The following is a 17,652-nucleotide window of genomic DNA, read 5'->3' as shown; positions in this document are numbered from 1 at the left end:
AGCGACCCTCGGGTCGCTTTTTTGTTGGCTCGCCGCCGCCGATGACCCGTGCGGTCAACGCGGCTTCGCGCCGTGCCGCGCCGCCATCCGCGCGAGCGCGGCCTGCAGCGGCGACGGTTCGAGGTGGTCGGCGAGATCGCGCAGCGCGGCGGCGCCGACCGACGTCATCCGCGCCTGCTTCACGTGCGGCGGTTCCGGCGCGTCCTTCGGCCGCACGCGCACGCGCAGCGTCGTCACGGGCCAGCCGCGCTTCTGGAGATCGCCGAGCAACCGCACTTCGACCTGTCGCAGCCGGGCGGCCAGCGCATTGTGCGCGGCAAAGAGGGTCAGGGTGCCGTCCTTGATGAAGCCCGGTTCGACATGATTCGCCAGATAGTCGGGCAGGCACGCGCCGAGGTCGCGCTGCAGCGACGCGATCTGCTCGACGCCGGCGCGCAGTGCCGCGAATGCGTCGGTACGGCCGAGCACTTCGGACACGGGTTGCGGGCGATAGGCGGCGAGCGGGCCGAAACGCTTGGAAAATCGGTTCATCGAGGCTTTCTTCGAGCGCGCACGCGCGCGGACGTTGCAGCCGATTGTACCCGCGCCGGCCCGCGCACGGGCGGCTTTCGCCCCTGCTTACCCGGCCCCGGCGCGCAATGGCCGTCCGGCCGGGACGCAGGCGCACGCGGCCCCGCGTGCTAAAATTCGTCGTTTGAGTCCACTAATTCGCTAAGCCGCCGAGGCTCGGGCGCCGGGGCGCGCAACACGCGCCGGGCGCCGGTGCTGCGACGCAGGATCCGATCCGATGACAACCGGTTTTCTCCAGAAAATTTTTGGCAGCCGCAACCAGCGGCTCGTCAAGCAATACCAAAAGACCGTCGCGACGATCAATGCGCTCGAAACGCAGATCGAGAAGCTGACGGACGACCAGTTGCGCGGCAAGACGGATGAATTCCGCCAGCGGGTCGCGGCCGGCGAGTCGCTCGACAAGCTGTTGCCCGAGGCCTTCGCGGTCTGTCGCGAGGCGAGCCGCCGCGTGCTGAAGATGCGGCACTTCGACGTGCAGATGATCGGCGGCATGGTGCTCCACTACGGCAAGATCGCGGAAATGCGCACCGGCGAGGGCAAGACGCTCGTCGCGACGCTGCCCGTGTACCTGAACGCGCTGGCCGGCCGCGGCGTGCACGTCGTGACCGTCAACGATTACCTCGCGCAGCGCGACGCCGAATGGATGGCGCGCCTCTACAACTTCCTGGGCCTGTCGGTCGGCATCAACCTGTCCGGGATGGAGCACGACCAGAAGCAGCAGGCGTACGCGGCGGACATCACGTACGGTACGAACAACGAATTCGGCTTCGACTACCTGCGCGACAACATGGTCTACGAGACCGACGCGCGCGTGCAGCGGGCGCTGAACTTCGCGGTCGTCGACGAAGTGGACTCGATCCTGATCGACGAAGCGCGTACGCCGCTGATCATTTCGGGCCAGGCCGAGGATCACACCGAGCTGTACGTGCGGATGAACGCGCTGCCGCCGCTGCTCGAGCGCCAGATCGGCGAAGAGAAGGCCGACGGCACGGGCGTCGAGAAGCCGGGCGACTACACGCTCGACGAGAAGGCGCGCCAGGTGTTCCTGACGGAATCGGGCCACGAGAAGGCCGAGCGCCTGCTCGCCGAATGGGGCCTGATCGGCGAGGGCGAAAGCCTGTACGCACCGCAGAACATCACGCTGATGCACCACGTGTACGCGGCGCTGCGTGCCCACACGCTGTTCCACAAGGATCAGCACTACGTCGTGCAGAACGGCGAAGTGGTCATCGTCGACGAATTCACGGGCCGCCTGATGGCCGGCCGCCGCTGGTCCGACGGCCTGCACCAGGCGGTCGAGGCGAAGGAGCACGTGAAGATCCAGAGCGAGAACCAGACGCTCGCGTCGATCACGTTCCAGAACTACTTCCGGATGTACGCGAAGCTGGCCGGCATGACCGGTACCGCGGACACCGAAGCGTACGAATTCAACGAGATCTACGGTCTCGAGACGGTCGTGATCCCGACCAACCGTCCGCCGAAACGGATCGACAAGCAGGACCAGATCTACAAGACGGCCAAGGAGCGCTACGACGCGGTGATCCGCGACATCCGCGACTGCTACGAGCGCGGCCAGCCGGTGCTGGTCGGCACGACGTCGATCGAGAACTCCGAACTGCTGTCGCACCTGCTGAAGCAGGCCGGGCTGCCGCACGAAGTGCTGAACGCGAAGCAGCACGAGCGTGAAGCGGCGATCGTCGCGGAAGCCGGCCGTCCGCACCGCGTGACGATCGCGACCAACATGGCCGGTCGCGGTACCGACATCGTGCTCGGCGGCAACGTCGAGAAGCAGGCCGCGTTCATCGAGGCCGACGATTCGATCCCGGCCGACGAAAAGGCGCGCCGCATCCAGAAGCTGCACGACGAGTGGGAAACGCTGCACGAGCAGGTGAAGGCAGCCGGCGGCCTGCACATCATCGGCACCGAGCGTCACGAATCGCGCCGGATCGACAACCAGCTGCGCGGCCGTGCGGGCCGCCAGGGCGATCCGGGCTCGTCGCGCTTCTATCTGTCGCTCGACGATCCGCTGCTGCGCATCTTCGCGGGCGACCGCGTGCGCTCGATCATGGATCGCCTGAAGATGCCGGAAGGCGAGGCGATCGAGGCGGGCATCGTCACGCGGTCGATCGAATCGGCGCAGCGCAAGGTCGAAGCGCGCAACTTCGACATCCGTAAGCAGCTGCTCGAATACGACGACGTGTCGAACGACCAGCGCAAGGTGATCTACCAGCAGCGCAACGAACTGCTCGAGGCGCACGACATCACCGAGACGATCACCGCGATGCGCCATGGCGTGATTACCGAAGTCGTCCGCCAGTTCGTGCCGGAAGGCAGCATCGAAGAGCAGTGGGACGTGCCCGAACTCGAGGAGGCGCTGCGCAACGACTGGCAGCTCGACCTCGCGATCCAGGAAATGGTGAACGAGTCGTCGTCGATCACGGCCGAGGAGATCCTCGACGCGGTGACGACGGCCGCCGACGAGCAGTACGAGGCGAAGGTCGCGCTGGTCGGCCGCGAATCGTTCAGCGCGTTCGAGCGTTCGGTGATGCTGCAGACGGTCGACCGCCTGTGGCGCGAGCACCTCGCGGCGCTGGACCACCTGCGCCAGGGCATCCATCTGCGCGGCTATGCGCAGAAGAACCCGAAGCAGGAGTACAAGCGCGAGGCGTTCGAGCTGTTCGCAGCGATGCTCGACGCGATCAAGCAGGAAGTCACGCGCATCGTGATGAACGTGCAGATCCAGTCGCCGGAGCAGCTGGAAGAGGCTGCCGAGCAGATCGAGGAGCGCGGCGGTCATCTCGAGAACGTCGAGTACCAGCATGCCGACTACGCGGACGCCGGCGCGCCGGTCGCGAACGTCACGGCTGCCGCGGCGGCCACGGCGACGGCCGACATGGTTGGCAGCGCGATGACGCACAGCGGCCCCGGCGGCGAAATGCCGAAGGTCGGCCGCAACGATCCGTGCCCGTGCGGCAGCGGCAAGAAGTACAAGCAATGTCACGGGAAGCTGTCATGATCGGCGGCGGCGCGCGTCACGCGTGCCGCGTCGTTCGCAGCTTCGAGTCAGTGATGTGAGTTGTGGCGGCCCGCGTGGGGCCGCCGGTTCTTCCAATCGATGCCGGCACGTGCCGGCATTTTCCATCCGGCAGGTGTGCCCCATGGCTGTCAATTTTCCGTCGATCGATCCCGCCCAACTGCATCCTGTCGCCGGCGTCACGCTCGGCTGGGCGGAAGCGAACATCCGCAAGCCGAATCGCAAGGACGTGCTGGTCGTCTCCGTCGACGAAGGCGCGACGGTCGCGGGCGTATTCACCGAAAACCGTTTCTGTGCAGCGCCGGTCACCGTCTGCCGCGAGCATCTGGCGAAGGTGCGTGCGGGCGGCGCGGGCATCCGCGCGCTGGTCGTGAATACGGGCAATGCGAACGCGGGCACCGGCGAGCCGGGCCTCGTGAACGCACGCGAGACCTGCACGGAGCTCGCGCGTCTCGCGGGCATCGAGCCGGCGCAGGTGCTGCCGTTCTCGACCGGCGTGATCCTCGAACCGCTGCCGATCGACCGCCTGAAGGCCGGCCTGCCGGCAGCGCTCGCGAACCGCAAGGCCGCGAACTGGTTCGACGCCGCGCAGGCGATCATGACGACCGATACGCTGCCGAAGGCGACGTCGCGCCAGGTGACGATCGACGGTCACACGGTCACGCTGACGGGTATCAGCAAGGGCGCGGGCATGATCAAGCCGAACATGGCGACGATGCTCGGCTTCCTCGCGTTCGATGCGAACGTCGCGCAGCCGGTGCTCGACACGCTCGTGAAGGAAGTCGCCGACCGCTCGTTCAACTGCATCACGATCGACGGCGACACGTCGACGAACGACTCGTTCATCCTGATCGCGTCGGGCAAGAGCACGCTGCCCGCGATCACATCGACCGATTCGCCCGCCTATGCGGCGCTGCGCGACGCGGTGACGGAAGTCGCGCAGGTGCTGTCGCAACTGATCGTGCGCGATGGCGAAGGCGCGACGAAATTCATGACGGTGCAGGTCGAAGGCGGCAAGAGCGTCGCCGAATGCCGCCAGATCGCGTACGCGATCGGCCATTCGCCGCTTGTGAAGACGGCCTTCTACGCATCCGACCCCAACCTCGGCCGGATTCTCGCGGCGATCGGTTATGCGGGTGTCGCGGATCTCGACGTCGGCAAGATCGACCTCTATCTCGACGACGTGCTCGTCGCAAAGGCCGGCGGTCGCAACCCGGCCTACCAGGAAGAGGACGGCCAGCGCGTGATGAAGCAGAGCGAGATCACGATCCGCGTGCTGCTCGGCCGTGGCGACGCGCAGGCCACCGTCTGGACGTGCGACCTGTCGCACGATTACGTGAGCATCAACGCGGATTACCGCTCCTGACCGGGAGCGCCCGAACGACATGGACAAGCTTGAACAGTTTCTGACGCGCGCGGAAGCGCTGCTCGGCCGTCTCGAAGGGATGCTGCCGCCCGCACCGGCGGCCATCGACTGGAACGCGGCCCACGCGTTCCGCTGGCGCAAGCGCCAGGGGCGCGGTTATCTGCAGCCGGTTCCGGCCGTGTCGTCGATCACGCTCGGCGACCTGCACAACATCGATCGCCAGAAAGCGCTGATCGACCAGAACACGCGGCAGTTCGTGCAGCGCAAGCCGGCCAACAACGTGCTGCTGACCGGCGCACGCGGTACCGGCAAGTCGTCGCTGATCAAGGCGTGCCTGAATGCGTACGCGAACGACGGGCTGCGCCTGATCGAAGTCGACAAGGACGACCTGCACGATCTCGGCGACATCGTCGACCTGATCTCGCAGCGTCCGGAGCGGTTCATCGTGTTTTGCGACGATCTGTCGTTCGAGGACGGCGAATCGGGCTACAAGGCGCTGAAGGTCGCGCTCGACGGGTCGATCGCCGCGCAGTCGGACAACGTGCTGATCTACGCGACGTCGAACCGCCGCCATCTGCTGCCCGAGTACATGAGCGACAACGAGTCGTACAAGCATCTGCCGGACGGCGAGATTCACCCCGGCGAAGTCGTCGAGGAGAAGATCTCGCTGTCGGAGCGCTTCGGCTTGTGGGTCAGCTTCTATCCGTTCAAGCAGGACGACTACCTCGACATCGTCGCGCACTGGCTGCGTCATTTCGGCTGCCCGGATGCGGAGATCGAGACCGCGCGCGGCGACGCGCTCGTATGGGCGCTCGAGCGCGGTTCGCGCTCGGGCCGCGTCGCGTGGCAGTTCGCGCGGGACTGGTCGGGCCGCAAGGAGCAGGCATGAGCGCGGATCAGGCACAGGGCGCCGTGCGGGCGCCGGACGGCCGCAAGGTGACCGAAGTCGCGGTCGGCGTGATGGTGCAGCCGGACGGCAGGTACCTGCTCGCGCAACGCCTGCAGGGCAAGCCGTATGAGGGTTACTGGGAGTTTCCAGGCGGCAAGCTGGAGGCCGGCGAAAGCGTCGAGGACGCGCTGGCGCGCGAACTGCACGAGGAACTCGGCATCGAAGTCACGGCCAGCCACCGCTGGCACACGCTCGAGCACGATTATCCGCACGCGTACGTGCGGCTCTATTTCTGCAAGGTGACGGGCTGGACGGGCGAGCCGCACAGCAAGGAAGGGCAGGCGTTCGTGTGGCAGCAACTGCCAGTCGACGTCGCGCCGTTGCTGCCGGCGGCGCTGCCGGTGCTCGAACTGCTCGAGAAGGAAGCGACGTCGCAATGACGCCGCAGCGGCCCGCCTGAAACGCGGGCCATATCGGCGGACGGGGCGCCGCTCAGCTGTCGCGGCGGTTGTCCGTGCCGTCTTCTTCCGACGACGGACCCTCGTCCGAGGAACCGCCGATCCGATACTTTTCCGCGGCCCATGCGCCGAGGTCGAGCTGCTTGCAGCGGGCCGAACAGAAGGGACGGAACTTGTTTTCAGGCGTCCAGCGCACTTCTGCGCCGCACGAAGGACATTTCACGACGGTAGTCATACGAAAGCATTGAACCGGCACGCGGCCGTTACAGATTACACAGTGTCAGATGGAACGGCACGTCGATGTCCACCGCGCGCGGCCGTACATCGCCGTCCTGCATGGTGAATCGCACCCACAGCATGTATTTGTTGGCGCTCGCCTCGGGAATCACGCGCAACTCCGGCGACACGCGCACCTGCATCAACTGGTAGCTGCGGCCGGACAGCATCTGCTGGTAGCTGCCCTGCATCGCCATGACCTTCGACGCCTGACCCGATTCGCGCGCGAGCCGCAGCACGATCGCCGCGGCGTCGCGCAACGGCAGCATCGGCAGGATCCACTTCGTGATGTCCTGGCGCCGCTGCTCGGCGGGCCATTGCTGCCACGCGTAGTACGACGGCAGGTCGAACTTGCACGTGCCGCCCGGAATCACCGCGCGGCTGCGGATGCTGGCGAGCCACTCGTTGTCGACGAGGTGCTGGCCGGTCTTGCCCTGCATCTGCGCGAGATTCGCGAGCGTCTGCTCGATTTCGCCGAGCACGGCCTCGAGCGCGTTCTGCTCGATGCCCGGATTGCCGCGAAAGGGGGCGAGCGTCTGCCGTTGACGTTCGAGCTCCTTCATCAGATCCGATTTCAGGTCCGCGCGGCCCGTTACCTCGGCGATTTCGAACAGCGTCGTCAGTGCGACGTGGTGTTCACGCGGGTCCTCCTGAGCCAAAAAGAACGCGAAGCGCTCGAACAGATCTTCGAGACGCAACAGCGTGCGAATTCGCTCGTTGAACGGATACTCGTAAAGAATCAAGCGCGCTCGCCTCTTGGGTAGGGATTGAAACAATGAAGGACATTCTAATGCCCCCTCTCTACCCTAGCAACGCGCCAATTTCGTACACCATCACGATTGCGCGCGATGGTCACCGCGCCGCGGCCGCGAATTCGACATAGCGTTGGTGCAGTGCATCGACCTGCGCGGCGAGCGCGCCGGGCGTGAGCGCGTCGTTGACGATCACGTCGTCGGCTGCGGCGAGGCGGGCTTCGCGCGTCGCCTGTCGCGCGATGATCGCTTCGACCTGTTCGCGCGTGAAACCGTTGCGCCGCATCACGCGCGCGATCTGCGTTTCGACCGGGCAGTCGACGACGAGCACGCGATCGCTGCGCGCCTTCCAGGTGCCCGACTCGACGAGCAACGGCACGACGAACATCACGTACGGACCCCGTGCTTCGCGCGCGTCGCGATCGGTCTCCGCGCGGATCAGCGGATGCGTGATCGCTTCGAGGCGCCGGCGCGCGTCGTCGTCGCTGAAGATCAGCGTGCGCATCTTCGCGCGATCGAGCGAGCCGTCGGCGGCCACGAAGTCGCGACCGAAAGCCTGCTCGATCGCCGGCATCGCGAGGCCGCCCGGCGCGGTAATGCGGTGGGCAATCAGGTCGGTATCGACGAGCGATGCGCCACGGGCGCCGAACAGGTCGGCAACGGTCGTCTTGCCGCTGCCGATGCCGCCCGTGAGTCCTACGGAAAACATGTCAGCCTCCGAGCGCCGCATAGAAAGGGGTGCCGAAAAACAGCGTGGCGACGCCGCCGGCCGCGAGGAACGGGCCGAACGGAATCGGCTCCTCGAAGCGCATGCGGCCGCGCCACGTCGCGACGAGCCCGACGATCGCGCCGGTCACCGCCGCGAACAGCACGACCTGCGGCAGTGCGGCCCAGCCCATCCACGCGCCGAGCGCGGCGAGCAGCTTCAGATCGCCGAAACCGATGCCCTCGATGCCGCGCAGCCATTTGAACAGCCAGTAGATCGACCACAGGAACAGGTAGCCGGCCATCGCGCCGATCACGGCCGAGCGCAGCGACGTGAAGGTGCCGCCGAGGTTCAGCGCGAGCCCGGCCCACAGCAGCGGCAGCGTCATCGAGTCGGGCAGGTAGCCGGTCCGGATATCGATCGCGCTCATCGCGAGCAGCGCCGCGCACAGCGCGAACGCGGCAAGCGCGGCGACGGTCGGGCCGAACGCCGCGAGCGAGCCGGCGGCGAGCCCTGCGCACGCGATCTCGACGAGCACGTAACGGATGCCGATCGCATGGCCGCAGCGCCGGCAGCGCCCGCGCAGCATCAGGTAGCTGACGAGCGGGATGTTTTCCCACGCGCGCAATACGTGGCCGCAATGCGGGCAGGCGCTGCGTGGGCGCCACAAATCGTAGCGCGGCGGATAACCGTCGTCGGGCGGCGCGCTCGCGGTGCCCGTCGCTTCGGCGATCTCGGCCTGCCACGCGCGCTGCATCATCACGGGCAACCGGTGCACGACCACGTTCAGGAAGCTGCCGATGCAAAGGCCGATGACGACCGCGAACGCATACTGCAGCGCGGGCGGCAGCATCGCCAGCGCGAGCAGCGTGCCCTCGGGCGAATCGGAAACGGCGGACAGGGGCGCGGACGTCATGAGGCTCAAGGTTCGGACTTAAAAGGCGACAGAATCGGTTGCGATGCTACACCACGTTGCCGAGTTGAAGGATCGGCAGGTACATCGCGATCACGAGGCCGCCGACGAGTGCGCCTAGGACGATCACGATCAACGGTTCGCCGAGCGCCGCGAGCGCATCGAGGCGCGTGTCCAGCTGGCGTTCGCACAGCGCGGCGATGTCGGCGAGCATCGTGTGGAGCGCACCGGTTTCCTCGGCGACCGCGATCGGCTGCACGACGTCGTCCGGAAAGCAGCCGGCCGAATGCATCGCATCGGCCAGACGCACGCCGCGCAACACGCGTGCGGCGATGTGCGCGGTGGCGTGCGCGAACACCGGATGACCGGCCGTGCTCTCGAGCGTGGCGAACGCATCGGCGAGCGGCACGCCGGCGCCGAGCAGGGTCGCAAGCGACCGGCACCAGCGGGCGGCAGCGTACCGCTCGAGCGCGCTGCCCGCAAGCGGGGCGCGCAGCAGACGCCGCGCGAGCGCATGACGCAGCGCGGCCGAGCGCCGCAGCGCGTACTGCGCGGCAAGCCCGGCGGCGGCCGCGCCGGCCAGAAGCACACCGCCCCACGCCGACAGCGCGGAGGACAGCGCGAGCAGCGCACGGGTCGGTGCGGGCAGGGCGGCGCCGAAACCGTCGAAGATCTGCCGGAAGGTCGGCACGACCCACACCATCAATGCGGCCGAGATCGCGAGCGCGAACAGGATGACGGCGGCCGGATACGCGAGTGCGGCGCGCAGCTTGCGCCATTGCGCATCGGCGCGCTCGCGGTGTTCCGCAACCCGCGTCAGCACGACGCCGAGCGAACCGGACGCCTCGCCGACCTCGATCAACTGACGATACAGCGTGCCGAATTGCGATGGATAGCGTGCGAGCGCATCGGCGAAGCGCCGGCCGCCGACGATCTCGCGGGCGAGCCCCGCGGCGATGCGCGGCACGCCGTCGCGCGTGCGGGTGCGCGCGAGCATGTCGAGCGACGGCGCGAGCGGCAAGCCGGCCTGCAGCAGGCTCGCGAGCTGGCGCGTGAAGCGCGTGATGTCGCGTGCGCCGGCCGTGGGCGGGCGGGCCGGCCCGCGGACGTCGAGCGACAGTACCGCGATGCCGTTGCGCGAGAGCGTGGCGCGCGCGGCCGCGGCGTCGAATGCGATGACGATCCCGCGGCGCGGCGAGCCGTCGCGATGGCGGCCGCGCCATGCGAAGCGGGTTTCGCGCGGCGGCGTGCGCACGTTCACGCCGCTGGGGTGGCGGCGACGGCTTCCGCGATGCTCGTCGTGCCGTCCATGACGCGCGCGAATGCCGCGTCGCGCAGGGTGCGCACGCCCTCGGCCGCCACGCATTGCGCGAGTTCGCCGACGCTCGCCCGCGCGACGATGCGCTCGGCCAGGCCGGGCGATACCGGCATCGTCTGATGCAGGCCGATGCGGCCGCGATAGCCGATCCCGTGACAGGCGGAACAGCCGCGTGCGACGAACGGCCGCCAGCCGGCCGCCAGCGCCGCCGGGTCGCAGCCGGCTTCCCGCAGCGCGCGCGCCGATGCGTCCGAATGCGCGCGGCAGTGGACGCACAGGCGCCGGACGAGGCGTTGCGCGGTGACGAGGTGCAGCGCGGCGGCGAGGTTATACGGCGCGACCCCGATGTCGAGCAGCCGCGCGACGGCAGCCGGCGCGTCGTTCGTGTGCAGCGTCGACAACACGAGATGGCCGGTCTGCGCGGCCTTGATCGCGACGTCGGCCGTCTCCGCATCGCGAATCTCGCCGACCATGATGACGTCCGGGTCCTGCCGCAACAGCGCGCGCAACGCCGTTGCGAACGTCAGCCCCGCCTTGTCGGCGACCCCGACCTGATTGATTCCGTCGAGCTGGATCTCGGCGGGATCCTCGACCGTGCAGACGTTGTGCGCGTCGCGATCGAGCATTTGCAGCGCGCAGTAGAGCGACAGCGTCTTGCCGCTGCCGGTCGGGCCCGTGACGAGCACGAGGCCATGCGGCGCGCGGATCGCGGCTTCCATCGCGGCCGCCTGTCGCGCATCGAAGCCGAGGTTGGCGAGCGTGAGATCGGGCGGCAGCGTTTCGAGCCGCCGCAGCACGAGCTTTTCGCCGAACAGCGTGGGCAGCGAACTGACGCGATAGTCGCCCCGCGTGCCGCCGTCGATCGCGATGCGCAGCCGGCCGTCCTGCGGGAGCCGCCGCTCGGCGATGTCCATGCGCGAGAGCACCTTGATTCGCGTGACGAGCGCATCGCGCAGGTGCGACGGCGGCCGCGCGTGTTCATGCAGCACGCCATCGATGCGCAGACGGATGCGCCAGCCGGCTTCGAACGGCTCGACGTGGATGTCCGACGCGTCGCGCACGCGCGCGGCGTGCAGCGTGTCCGTCAGCAGCCGTACGGCGGGGGCATCGTCGAGCTGGGCCGCATCGAGTGCATGGGGCGCGGCGGCGGGCGGCGCGTCGGCGTGCGCAGGTGCCGACTGCGCGTGCAGCGACGCCGCGGAGGAAGGGAAGTGCATGTGAGCCGGCACGTTGGCCGCCTGTTGACCGTGACACGCAGATGATCGCGCGTCGCGGGCGGCGCCGGCAGTCGGCCGTTCGGCCAAGGCCAGGGCCAGCCCGTTATCGGCGTGAACAGGCCCTAGCGCGAGGCGGCGCGCCCGGTGCGCGTGCCGCGCGGCTTGAAGAGCTTGACGGTGCGTACTGCCTGATCGTCGCTGCGCATCACCTCGAGCATCACGTCGCCGATTTTCAGGCACACGTCGTCTTCCGGAATTTCCTCGAGGATCTCGAGTACCAGTCCGTTCAACGTCTTCGGCCCGTCGGTCGGCAGTTTCAGGTGCAGCCAGCGGTTCAGCTCGCGCAGCGGCATGCTGGCCGACACGATGCATTCGCCGTGCTCGTCCCAGCCGCCCGCGCGTTCGCTGCGCGGCATCGACGTCGTGAATTCGCCGATCAGTTCCTCGATGATGTCCTCGGGCGTGACGAGCCCCTCGAGTTCGCCGTACTCGTTGACGACGAGCGCGGTGCGCTGCCGGGTTTCCTGGAAGAACTGGAGCTGCTGGACCACCGGCGTGCCGGACGGCACGTAGTACGGTTCGGCGAGCAGCGCGCGCAGCGTCTCGCGGTCGAAATCCTGGTTGTGCAGCCCGGTGAGCGTCTTGCGCACGTGCAGCACGCCGAGCACCTTGTCGATGTCGCCTTCGTAGACGATCAGCCGGTTGTGATAGCAGGTTTCGAGCTGATGCAGGATGTCGTCGAGCGGCGCGTAGAAGTTGAGCGACTCGATCTGGCGGCGCGGCACCATCACGTCGTCGACCGTGATGTTCTCGAGGTCGAACAGGTTGAGCAGGATGCTGCGGTGCTTGGTCGGCATGAAGCTGCTCGATTCGAGCACGATGGCGCGCAGCTCGTCGGCCGACATCCGCTGGTCGCGGCCCGTCTTCGTGTTGATGCGCAGCACCCACAGCACGCCGTTCGCGAGCGCGTTGACGAACCACACGACCGGCTTGAACACGCGCATCAGCGGGGCGATCACGAGGCTCGCGGGCAGCGCGATGCGTTCGGGGAACGTCGCGCCGACGATCTTCGGCGCGATTTCCGCGAACACGATGATCAGGAACGCGACGACGCCGGTCGCGATCGACAGCGCGAGGTTGTTGCGGCCGAACGTATGGAGCGCGAGCGACGTCGTGAGGACCGGGATGATCGTGTTGAACAGGTTGTTGCCGATCAGGATCACGCTGAGCAGCAAGTCAGTGCGCGTGAGCAGCCCCTGCGTGGTTTTCGCGCCGAGTACGCCCTGGCCGGCGAGATGCTTCAGCCGATGGCGGTTGAGCGCCATCATCGCGGTCTCGGAAATGGAAAAGAAGCTGGAACAGAGAAGAAGCAGGAAGACGGCGCCGATTTGCGCCCATAAGGGAATTTGGTCCACGCGTTGGAAAGGGCAGTGAAGGACAGGGATGGGGGAAATATAGCAGAGGCCGGCGACCGCGATGTGTCGCGCGCGACACGAGGGGCCGCGGCGGCCGGACGAAAAAAAACCGTGCACGCGGTGCACGGTTTTTTTAAATCTGGTCGGGGTGAGAGGATTCGAACCTCCGGCCTCTACGTCCCGAACGTAGCGCTCTACCAGGCTAAGCTACACCCCGATTTTTGCTCTTCCGACTTCGCCGTCTTCGTTAAGAATCGCTGCGTCGTCACAAGCAAGAACGTAACTATAACGATGTTTTTTCTAAAAGGGAATACTTTGATGAAGAAAATTTTCGAGACAAGGCATCGCCTCGCGTTCGCGGCGTGTTTACGACTGCCGCGACGTCGAGTATGAGCACAACCCGAGCAGGCTTTCCTTGTAGATCGAATCGGGGAACGCGGCAATCGCCGCGGCTGCCGCCTGCGCTTCCTGGCGTGCGCATTCGAGCGTGTGATCGAGCGCGCCCGAGCGCGTGATCGCTTCGAAAATCGTGTCGAAGCGATCGGTGCCGCCGTGTTCGATCGCCTCCCGTGCGAGCGCCGACTGTTCGGGCGTACCGCGTTCGATCAGATAGATGAGCGGCAGCGTCGGCTTGCCTTCGCGCAGATCGTCGCCGGCATTCTTGCCCATTGCCTCGGCGGTGCCCGCATAGTCGAGCCAGTCGTCCATGATCTGGAACGCGGTGCCGATCCGGCGGCCGTATTCGGCGGCGGCGGCCTCGGTCGGCGCGTCGGCGCCCGCGAGCACCGCGCCCAGGCGCGCCGACGCCTCGAACAGCTTCGCCGTCTTGTAGCGGATCACCTGCATGTAGCGCGTTTCGTCGACGTCCGCGTCGTGCATGTTGAGGAGCTGCAGCACCTCGCCTTCCGAAATGATCGTCGTCGCTTCGGACAGGATCTCCATCACGCGCATCTTGCCGACGCCGACCATCATCTCGAACGAGCGCGAGTAGAGGTAGTCGCCTACCAGCACGCTCGCCGCGTTGCCGAACAGCGCATTGGCGGTCTGGCGGCCGCGGCGCAACTCGGATTCGTCGACGACGTCGTCATGCAGCAGCGTGGCCGTGTGGATGAACTCGACGACGGCGGCCAGCACGTGCCGCTGGTGCGACGTTTCGCCGAGCGCGCCGGCGACGAGCAGCAGCAACGCCGGACGCAGCCGCTTGCCGCCCGCGCCGATGATGTACTCGGCGATCTGGTTGATCAGCAGCACGTCGGACGCGAGACTTTGCCGGATAACGCGATTCACCTGCTCCATGTCGCTGGTGATCGGGGCGAGCAGGTGGGCGGCGCTGAGGGTGGGGGAGGCGGTGGACGACGACATGATGATGGAATTGGGTGATGCCGCGGATTATAAGTCGAATCCGCGATATGCCGGTCTGTCAGACGTACCAGCGGCGCGATTTTGGCCGTCCGGCCGAGGCCCGCGCGCGGCAATCGTCGATCGGCTTTGACTTGGGTGCTAACCCCATGTATAATCACGTGTTTTCCGCGCGTGGTGTGCGGAAAAATTGGATCCAGAGTGAGGTTCTCAATGTACGCGGTCATAAAAACCGGCGGCAAGCAGTACAAGGTTGCCGTTGGCGAAAAACTCAAAGTAGAACAGATACCGGCTGACATTGACGCTGAAATCACGCTCGACCAGGTTCTCGCAGTGGGCGAAGGCGAATCGATTAAGTTCGGTACGCCGCTGGTCAGTGGGGCTTCCGTCAAGGCCACCGTTGTGTCGCACGGTCGTCATGCCAAGGTCACCATCTTCAAGATGCGTCGCCGGAAGCACTACCAAAAGCACGGCGGCCACCGCCAGAACTACACTGAGCTGCGCATCGACGCGATCAACGCGTAAGCGCCTCGGTAAAGGAGCAATCAGATGGCACACAAAAAGGCAGGCGGCTCTTCCCGGAACGGCCGCGACTCCGAGTCGAAACGTCTCGGCGTGAAAGTGTACGGCGGCCAGGCAATCAATGCCGGCGGCATCATCGTGCGTCAGCGCGGTACGCGCATGCACGCAGGCGAGAACGTCGGCATGGGCAAGGATCACACCCTGTTCGCGCTGGTCGACGGTCACGTCAAGTTCGCGACGAAGGGCGCGGACAAGAAGCATCTGGTCATCGTTGTCCCGGCGGCTGCCTAAGTCAGGCACCCACGGGCTTCGTAGCCGAAAGGCCCCGCAGTCTTCGCGGGGCCTTTTTTATTGGGTCGCCGCCCGCAAGTGCGGGCCGGCGACCCTCGCGCAACCGGCATACGATCGGCCGAACGGCAGATTGTTCAAGCGTGCCGGCGCGCGGCACAATAGCGGAAATACTGGGCGGAGTGACGAATGAAGTTCATTGACGAAGCACGAATCGAAGTCATCGCCGGCGACGGAGGCGATGGCAGCGCGTCGATGCGCCGCGAGAAATTCGTCCCGTTCGGCGGGCCGGACGGCGGCGACGGCGGCCGGGGCGGCAGCGTTTACGCGATCGCCGACCGCAACATCAACACGCTGATCGACTACCGTTACGCGAAGAAGCACCTCGCGCGCAACGGCGAAAACGGCCGCGGCTCGGATTGCTACGGCAAGGGCGGCGACGATGTCACGCTGCGCATGCCGGTCGGCACGATCATCACCGACATGGAAACGGGCGAGCTGATCGCCGACCTGACCGAGCACGATCAGCGGGTGATGCTCGCGCAGGGCGGCGCCGGCGGCCTCGGCAACCTGCATTTCAAGTCGAGCACGAACCGCGCGCCACGCCAGAAGACGGACGGCAAGCCGGGCGAGCGGCGCATGCTGAAGCTCGAACTGAAGGTGCTCGCCGACGTCGGCCTGCTCGGCATGCCGAACGCCGGCAAGTCGACCTTCATCTCGTCGGTGTCGAACGCGAAGCCGAAGATTGCCGACTACCCGTTCACGACGCTCGCGCCGAATCTCGGCGTGGTGCGGGTCGGCCCGAGCAAGAGCTTCGTGATCGCCGATATCCCGGGGCTGATCGAAGGTGCGGCCGAAGGCGCGGGCCTCGGGCATCAATTCCTGCGTCACCTGCAGCGTACCGGCGTGCTGCTGCATCTGGTCGATCTCGCGCCGTTCGACGAAAGCGTCGATCCGGTCGCGGAAGCGACGGCGATCGTCGGCGAGCTGCGCAAATACGACGAGGCGCTCTACGAGAAGCCACGCTGGCTCGTGCTCAACAAGCTCGACATGGTGCCGGAAGACGAGCGCGAGGCACGCGTCGCGGATTTCCTCGATCGCTTCGGCTGGGACGGCCCGGTGTTCGAGATCTCGGCGTTGACGGGCCAGGGCTGCGAAGCGCTGTGCTATGCGATCTACGACTACCTCTCCGAACATTCGGACGCGCATCGCGCGGCGGAGGCGGAAGATCTCGCGGCGGACGTGCGTTTCCGCGATGCGCCGCCGGCGAAGGGCGGTGCGGCGCCGGGCGACGACGCCTGAACGGTTAGGTCACGCGCCGGGCGTGCCGCCCGGCGTCGGCGTTCCATCGCGCCCGGCGGGCCGGCATCAGATACAGGAGACAGTGCAGGATGCGTTCGATCATCGCGGATTCGAAGCGATTGGTGGTGAAGGTGGGCTCCAGCCTCGTGACCAACGACGGCAAGGGGCTCGATCATGCTGCAATCGGCCGCTGGGCAGCCCAGATCGCCGCGTTGCGTGCGCAGGGCAAGGAAGTCGTGCTCGTCAGTTCGGGCGCGATTGCCGAAGGCATGCAGCGACTCGGCTGGAGCAAGCGGCCGCGGGAAATCGACGAGCTGCAGGCCGCTGCCGCCGTCGGCCAGATGGGGCTCGCGCAAGTCTACGAAAGCCGCTTCACCGAGCACGGCATCCGCACCGCGCAGATCCTGCTCACGCACGCCGATCTGGCGGACCGCGAGCGCTACCTGAACGCGCGCTCGACGCTGCTCACGCTGCTGCGGCTCGGCGTCGTGCCGATCATCAACGAAAACGACACGGTCGTCACCGACGAAATCAAGTTCGGCGACAACGACACGCTCGGTGCGCTCGTCGCGAACCTGATCGAAGGCGATGCGTTGATCATCCTCACCGACCAGTCGGGGCTGTTCACGGCCGATCCGCGCAAGGACCCGAATGCGACGCTCGTCGGCGAGGCCAATGCGGGCGCGCCGGAGCTCGAGGCGATGGCGGGCGGGGCCGGTTCGAGCCTCGGTCGCGGCGGGATGCTGACGAAGATCCTCGCGGCGAAGCGTGCGGCGCACAGCGGCGCGAATACCGTGATCGCGAGCGGCCGGGAGTCCGACGTGCTCGTGCGCCTGGCGGCCGGCGAGGCGATCGGCACGCAACTGATCGCACGGACCGCGCGAATGGCGGCACGCAAGCAATGGATGGCCGACCATCTGCAGGTGCGCGGCCACGTCGTGATCGACGCGGGCGCGGTCGAGAAGCTGACGGCCGGCGGCAAGAGCCTGCTGCCGATCGGCGTGATCGACGTGCAGGGTGCGTTCGCGCGCGGCGAGGTGATCGCGTGCGTGGGCCCGGACGGGCGCGAGGTGGCGCGCGGGCTCACGAACTACAGCAGCGCGGAAACGAAGCTGATTCACCGCAAGCCGAGCGGCGAGATCGAGGCCGTGCTCGGCTACATGCTGGAGCCCGAACTGATTCACCGCGACAACCTCGTGCTGGTGTGATCACCGGCCGGATTCCGTCGTTCAAATGAAAAAGCCCGCGCGATGCGGGCTTTTTTGTG

The 17,652-nt window shown here is 66.9% G+C and carries 17 protein-coding genes and 1 tRNA gene; 8 read left to right on the top strand and 10 right to left on the bottom strand.

Features of this window, described 5'->3' with window-relative positions; all coding sequences use genetic code 11:
* Positions 1-54: 54 nt before the first annotated feature.
* Entirely contained in the window at positions 55-531 is a 477-nt protein-coding gene (locus A9Z05_RS03045; RefSeq protein ID WP_069616823.1) for a DUF721 domain-containing protein, read from the bottom strand.
* A 256-nt stretch (positions 532-787) separates the two neighbouring features.
* Here A9Z05_RS03045 and secA point away from each other — a divergent pair, with 256 nt between their 5' ends.
* The 4 genes from secA to A9Z05_RS03025 all read left to right on the top strand — a co-directional run bounded on the left by secA (position 788) and on the right by A9Z05_RS03025 (position 6,299).
* Complete coding sequence (gene secA / locus A9Z05_RS03040) at positions 788-3,586, top strand: preprotein translocase subunit SecA (protein ID WP_069616822.1); 2,799 nt, start codon at positions 788-790, stop codon at positions 3,584-3,586.
* Positions 3,587-3,728: 142 nt separating this feature from the next.
* Positions 3,729-4,970: a bifunctional glutamate N-acetyltransferase/amino-acid acetyltransferase ArgJ gene (argJ, locus tag A9Z05_RS03035; RefSeq protein ID WP_069616821.1), complete on the top strand. Its 1,242-nt coding sequence runs from the start codon at positions 3,729-3,731 to the stop codon at positions 4,968-4,970.
* A gap of 19 nt (positions 4,971-4,989) precedes the next feature.
* Positions 4,990-5,859 carry an ATP-binding protein gene (locus A9Z05_RS03030; RefSeq protein WP_027783462.1) on the top strand — a complete coding sequence of 290 codons (870 nt, stop codon included), beginning with the start codon at positions 4,990-4,992 and terminating at the stop codon, positions 5,857-5,859.
* Positions 5,856-6,299 carry an NUDIX domain-containing protein gene (locus tag A9Z05_RS03025; protein WP_069616820.1) on the top strand — a complete coding sequence of 148 codons (444 nt, stop codon included), beginning with the start codon at positions 5,856-5,858 and terminating at the stop codon, positions 6,297-6,299. The genes A9Z05_RS03030 and A9Z05_RS03025 overlap by 4 nt, the downstream gene beginning before the upstream one ends.
* A 52-nt stretch (positions 6,300-6,351) precedes the next feature.
* Here A9Z05_RS03025 and A9Z05_RS03020 read toward each other — a convergent pair whose 3' ends face one another.
* The 9 genes from A9Z05_RS03020 to A9Z05_RS02980 form a co-directional block, all read right to left on the bottom strand.
* Positions 6,352-6,552, bottom strand: a complete 201-nt coding sequence (locus tag A9Z05_RS03020; protein WP_021159902.1) for a DNA gyrase inhibitor YacG — start codon at positions 6,550-6,552, stop codon at positions 6,352-6,354.
* Positions 6,553-6,580: 28 nt separating this feature from the next.
* Positions 6,581-7,336: a cell division protein ZapD gene (zapD, locus tag A9Z05_RS03015; RefSeq protein WP_069616819.1), complete on the bottom strand. Its 756-nt coding sequence runs from the start codon at positions 7,334-7,336 to the stop codon at positions 6,581-6,583.
* 109 nt (positions 7,337-7,445) lie between these two features.
* Positions 7,446-8,054 carry a dephospho-CoA kinase gene (gene coaE, locus A9Z05_RS03010; RefSeq protein WP_069616818.1) on the bottom strand — a complete coding sequence of 203 codons (609 nt, stop codon included), beginning with the start codon at positions 8,052-8,054 and terminating at the stop codon, positions 7,446-7,448.
* 1 nt (position 8,055) lies between these two features.
* Positions 8,056-8,967, bottom strand: coding sequence for an A24 family peptidase (locus A9Z05_RS03005; RefSeq protein WP_069616817.1), 912 nt, complete (start codon positions 8,965-8,967; stop codon positions 8,056-8,058).
* 46 nt (positions 8,968-9,013) lie between these two features.
* Positions 9,014-10,225, bottom strand: coding sequence for a type II secretion system F family protein (locus A9Z05_RS03000; protein ID WP_069616816.1), 1,212 nt, complete (start codon positions 10,223-10,225; stop codon positions 9,014-9,016).
* Positions 10,222-11,499 carry a GspE/PulE family protein gene (locus tag A9Z05_RS02995; RefSeq protein ID WP_069616815.1) on the bottom strand — a complete coding sequence of 426 codons (1,278 nt, stop codon included), beginning with the start codon at positions 11,497-11,499 and terminating at the stop codon, positions 10,222-10,224. Before A9Z05_RS02995 ends, A9Z05_RS03000 begins: the two co-directional genes overlap by 4 nt.
* A 122-nt stretch (positions 11,500-11,621) precedes the next feature.
* A complete protein-coding gene (locus A9Z05_RS02990) occupies positions 11,622-12,914 on the bottom strand; it encodes an HlyC/CorC family transporter (RefSeq protein ID WP_069616814.1) in 1,293 nt (430 codons plus the stop codon).
* A gap of 140 nt (positions 12,915-13,054) precedes the next feature.
* Positions 13,055-13,131 (bottom strand) — tRNA-Pro (locus A9Z05_RS02985).
* A 149-nt stretch (positions 13,132-13,280) separates the two neighbouring features.
* Positions 13,281-14,276 (bottom strand): polyprenyl synthetase family protein, encoded by a 996-nt coding sequence (locus A9Z05_RS02980; protein ID WP_050013887.1) that lies wholly within the window; start codon positions 14,274-14,276, stop codon positions 13,281-13,283.
* 210 nt (positions 14,277-14,486) lie between these two features.
* Here A9Z05_RS02980 and rplU point away from each other — a divergent pair, with 210 nt between their 5' ends.
* The 4 genes from rplU (at position 14,487) to proB (ending at position 17,593) form a co-directional block, all read left to right on the top strand.
* The gene (gene rplU, locus A9Z05_RS02970) at positions 14,487-14,798 is read left to right on the top strand and encodes a 50S ribosomal protein L21 (protein ID WP_006025184.1); all 312 of its coding nucleotides are present in this window, start codon (positions 14,487-14,489) and stop codon (positions 14,796-14,798) included.
* Positions 14,799-14,822: 24 nt separating this feature from the next.
* Entirely contained in the window at positions 14,823-15,086 is a 264-nt protein-coding gene (rpmA, locus tag A9Z05_RS02965; RefSeq protein WP_006476999.1) for a 50S ribosomal protein L27, read from the top strand.
* 186 nt (positions 15,087-15,272) lie between these two features.
* Positions 15,273-16,385, top strand: coding sequence for a GTPase ObgE (gene obgE / locus A9Z05_RS02960; RefSeq protein ID WP_069616813.1), 1,113 nt, complete (start codon positions 15,273-15,275; stop codon positions 16,383-16,385).
* Positions 16,386-16,474: 89 nt separating this feature from the next.
* Entirely contained in the window at positions 16,475-17,593 is a 1,119-nt protein-coding gene (proB, locus tag A9Z05_RS02955; RefSeq protein WP_069616812.1) for a glutamate 5-kinase, read from the top strand.
* Positions 17,594-17,652: the final 59 nt, after the last annotated feature.

It is taken from the genome of Burkholderia sp. A2 (assembly GCF_001729305.1).
GTDB classification, from domain to species: Bacteria; Pseudomonadota; Gammaproteobacteria; order Burkholderiales; family Burkholderiaceae; genus Burkholderia; species Burkholderia sola.
This window is presented reverse-complemented; position numbering and strand designations above follow the sequence as displayed.

What these genes read in the sequence shown, in the direction of transcription:
- A9Z05_RS03045 (WP_069616823.1), bottom strand. Translation starts at nt 531, where the DNA reads ATGAACCGATTTTCCAAGCGTTTCGGCCCGCTCGCCGCCTATCGCCCG.
- secA (WP_069616822.1), top strand. Translation starts at nt 788, where the DNA reads ATGACAACCGGTTTTCTCCAGAAAATTTTTGGCAGCCGCAACCAGCGG.
- argJ (WP_069616821.1), top strand. Translation starts at nt 3,729, where the DNA reads ATGGCTGTCAATTTTCCGTCGATCGATCCCGCCCAACTGCATCCTGTC.
- A9Z05_RS03030 (WP_027783462.1), top strand. Translation starts at nt 4,990, where the DNA reads ATGGACAAGCTTGAACAGTTTCTGACGCGCGCGGAAGCGCTGCTCGGC.
- A9Z05_RS03025 (WP_069616820.1), top strand. Translation starts at nt 5,856, where the DNA reads ATGAGCGCGGATCAGGCACAGGGCGCCGTGCGGGCGCCGGACGGCCGC.
- A9Z05_RS03020 (WP_021159902.1), bottom strand. Translation starts at nt 6,552, where the DNA reads ATGACTACCGTCGTGAAATGTCCTTCGTGCGGCGCAGAAGTGCGCTGG.
- coaE (WP_069616818.1), bottom strand. Translation starts at nt 8,054, where the DNA reads ATGTTTTCCGTAGGACTCACGGGCGGCATCGGCAGCGGCAAGACGACC.
- A9Z05_RS03005 (WP_069616817.1), bottom strand. Translation starts at nt 8,967, where the DNA reads ATGACGTCCGCGCCCCTGTCCGCCGTTTCCGATTCGCCCGAGGGCACG.
- A9Z05_RS02995 (WP_069616815.1), bottom strand. Translation starts at nt 11,499, where the DNA reads ATGCACTTCCCTTCCTCCGCGGCGTCGCTGCACGCGCAGTCGGCACCT.
- A9Z05_RS02980 (WP_050013887.1), bottom strand. Translation starts at nt 14,276, where the DNA reads ATGTCGTCGTCCACCGCCTCCCCCACCCTCAGCGCCGCCCACCTGCTC.
- rplU (WP_006025184.1), top strand. Translation starts at nt 14,487, where the DNA reads ATGTACGCGGTCATAAAAACCGGCGGCAAGCAGTACAAGGTTGCCGTT.
- rpmA (WP_006476999.1), top strand. Translation starts at nt 14,823, where the DNA reads ATGGCACACAAAAAGGCAGGCGGCTCTTCCCGGAACGGCCGCGACTCC.
- obgE (WP_069616813.1), top strand. Translation starts at nt 15,273, where the DNA reads ATGAAGTTCATTGACGAAGCACGAATCGAAGTCATCGCCGGCGACGGA.
- proB (WP_069616812.1), top strand. Translation starts at nt 16,475, where the DNA reads ATGCGTTCGATCATCGCGGATTCGAAGCGATTGGTGGTGAAGGTGGGC.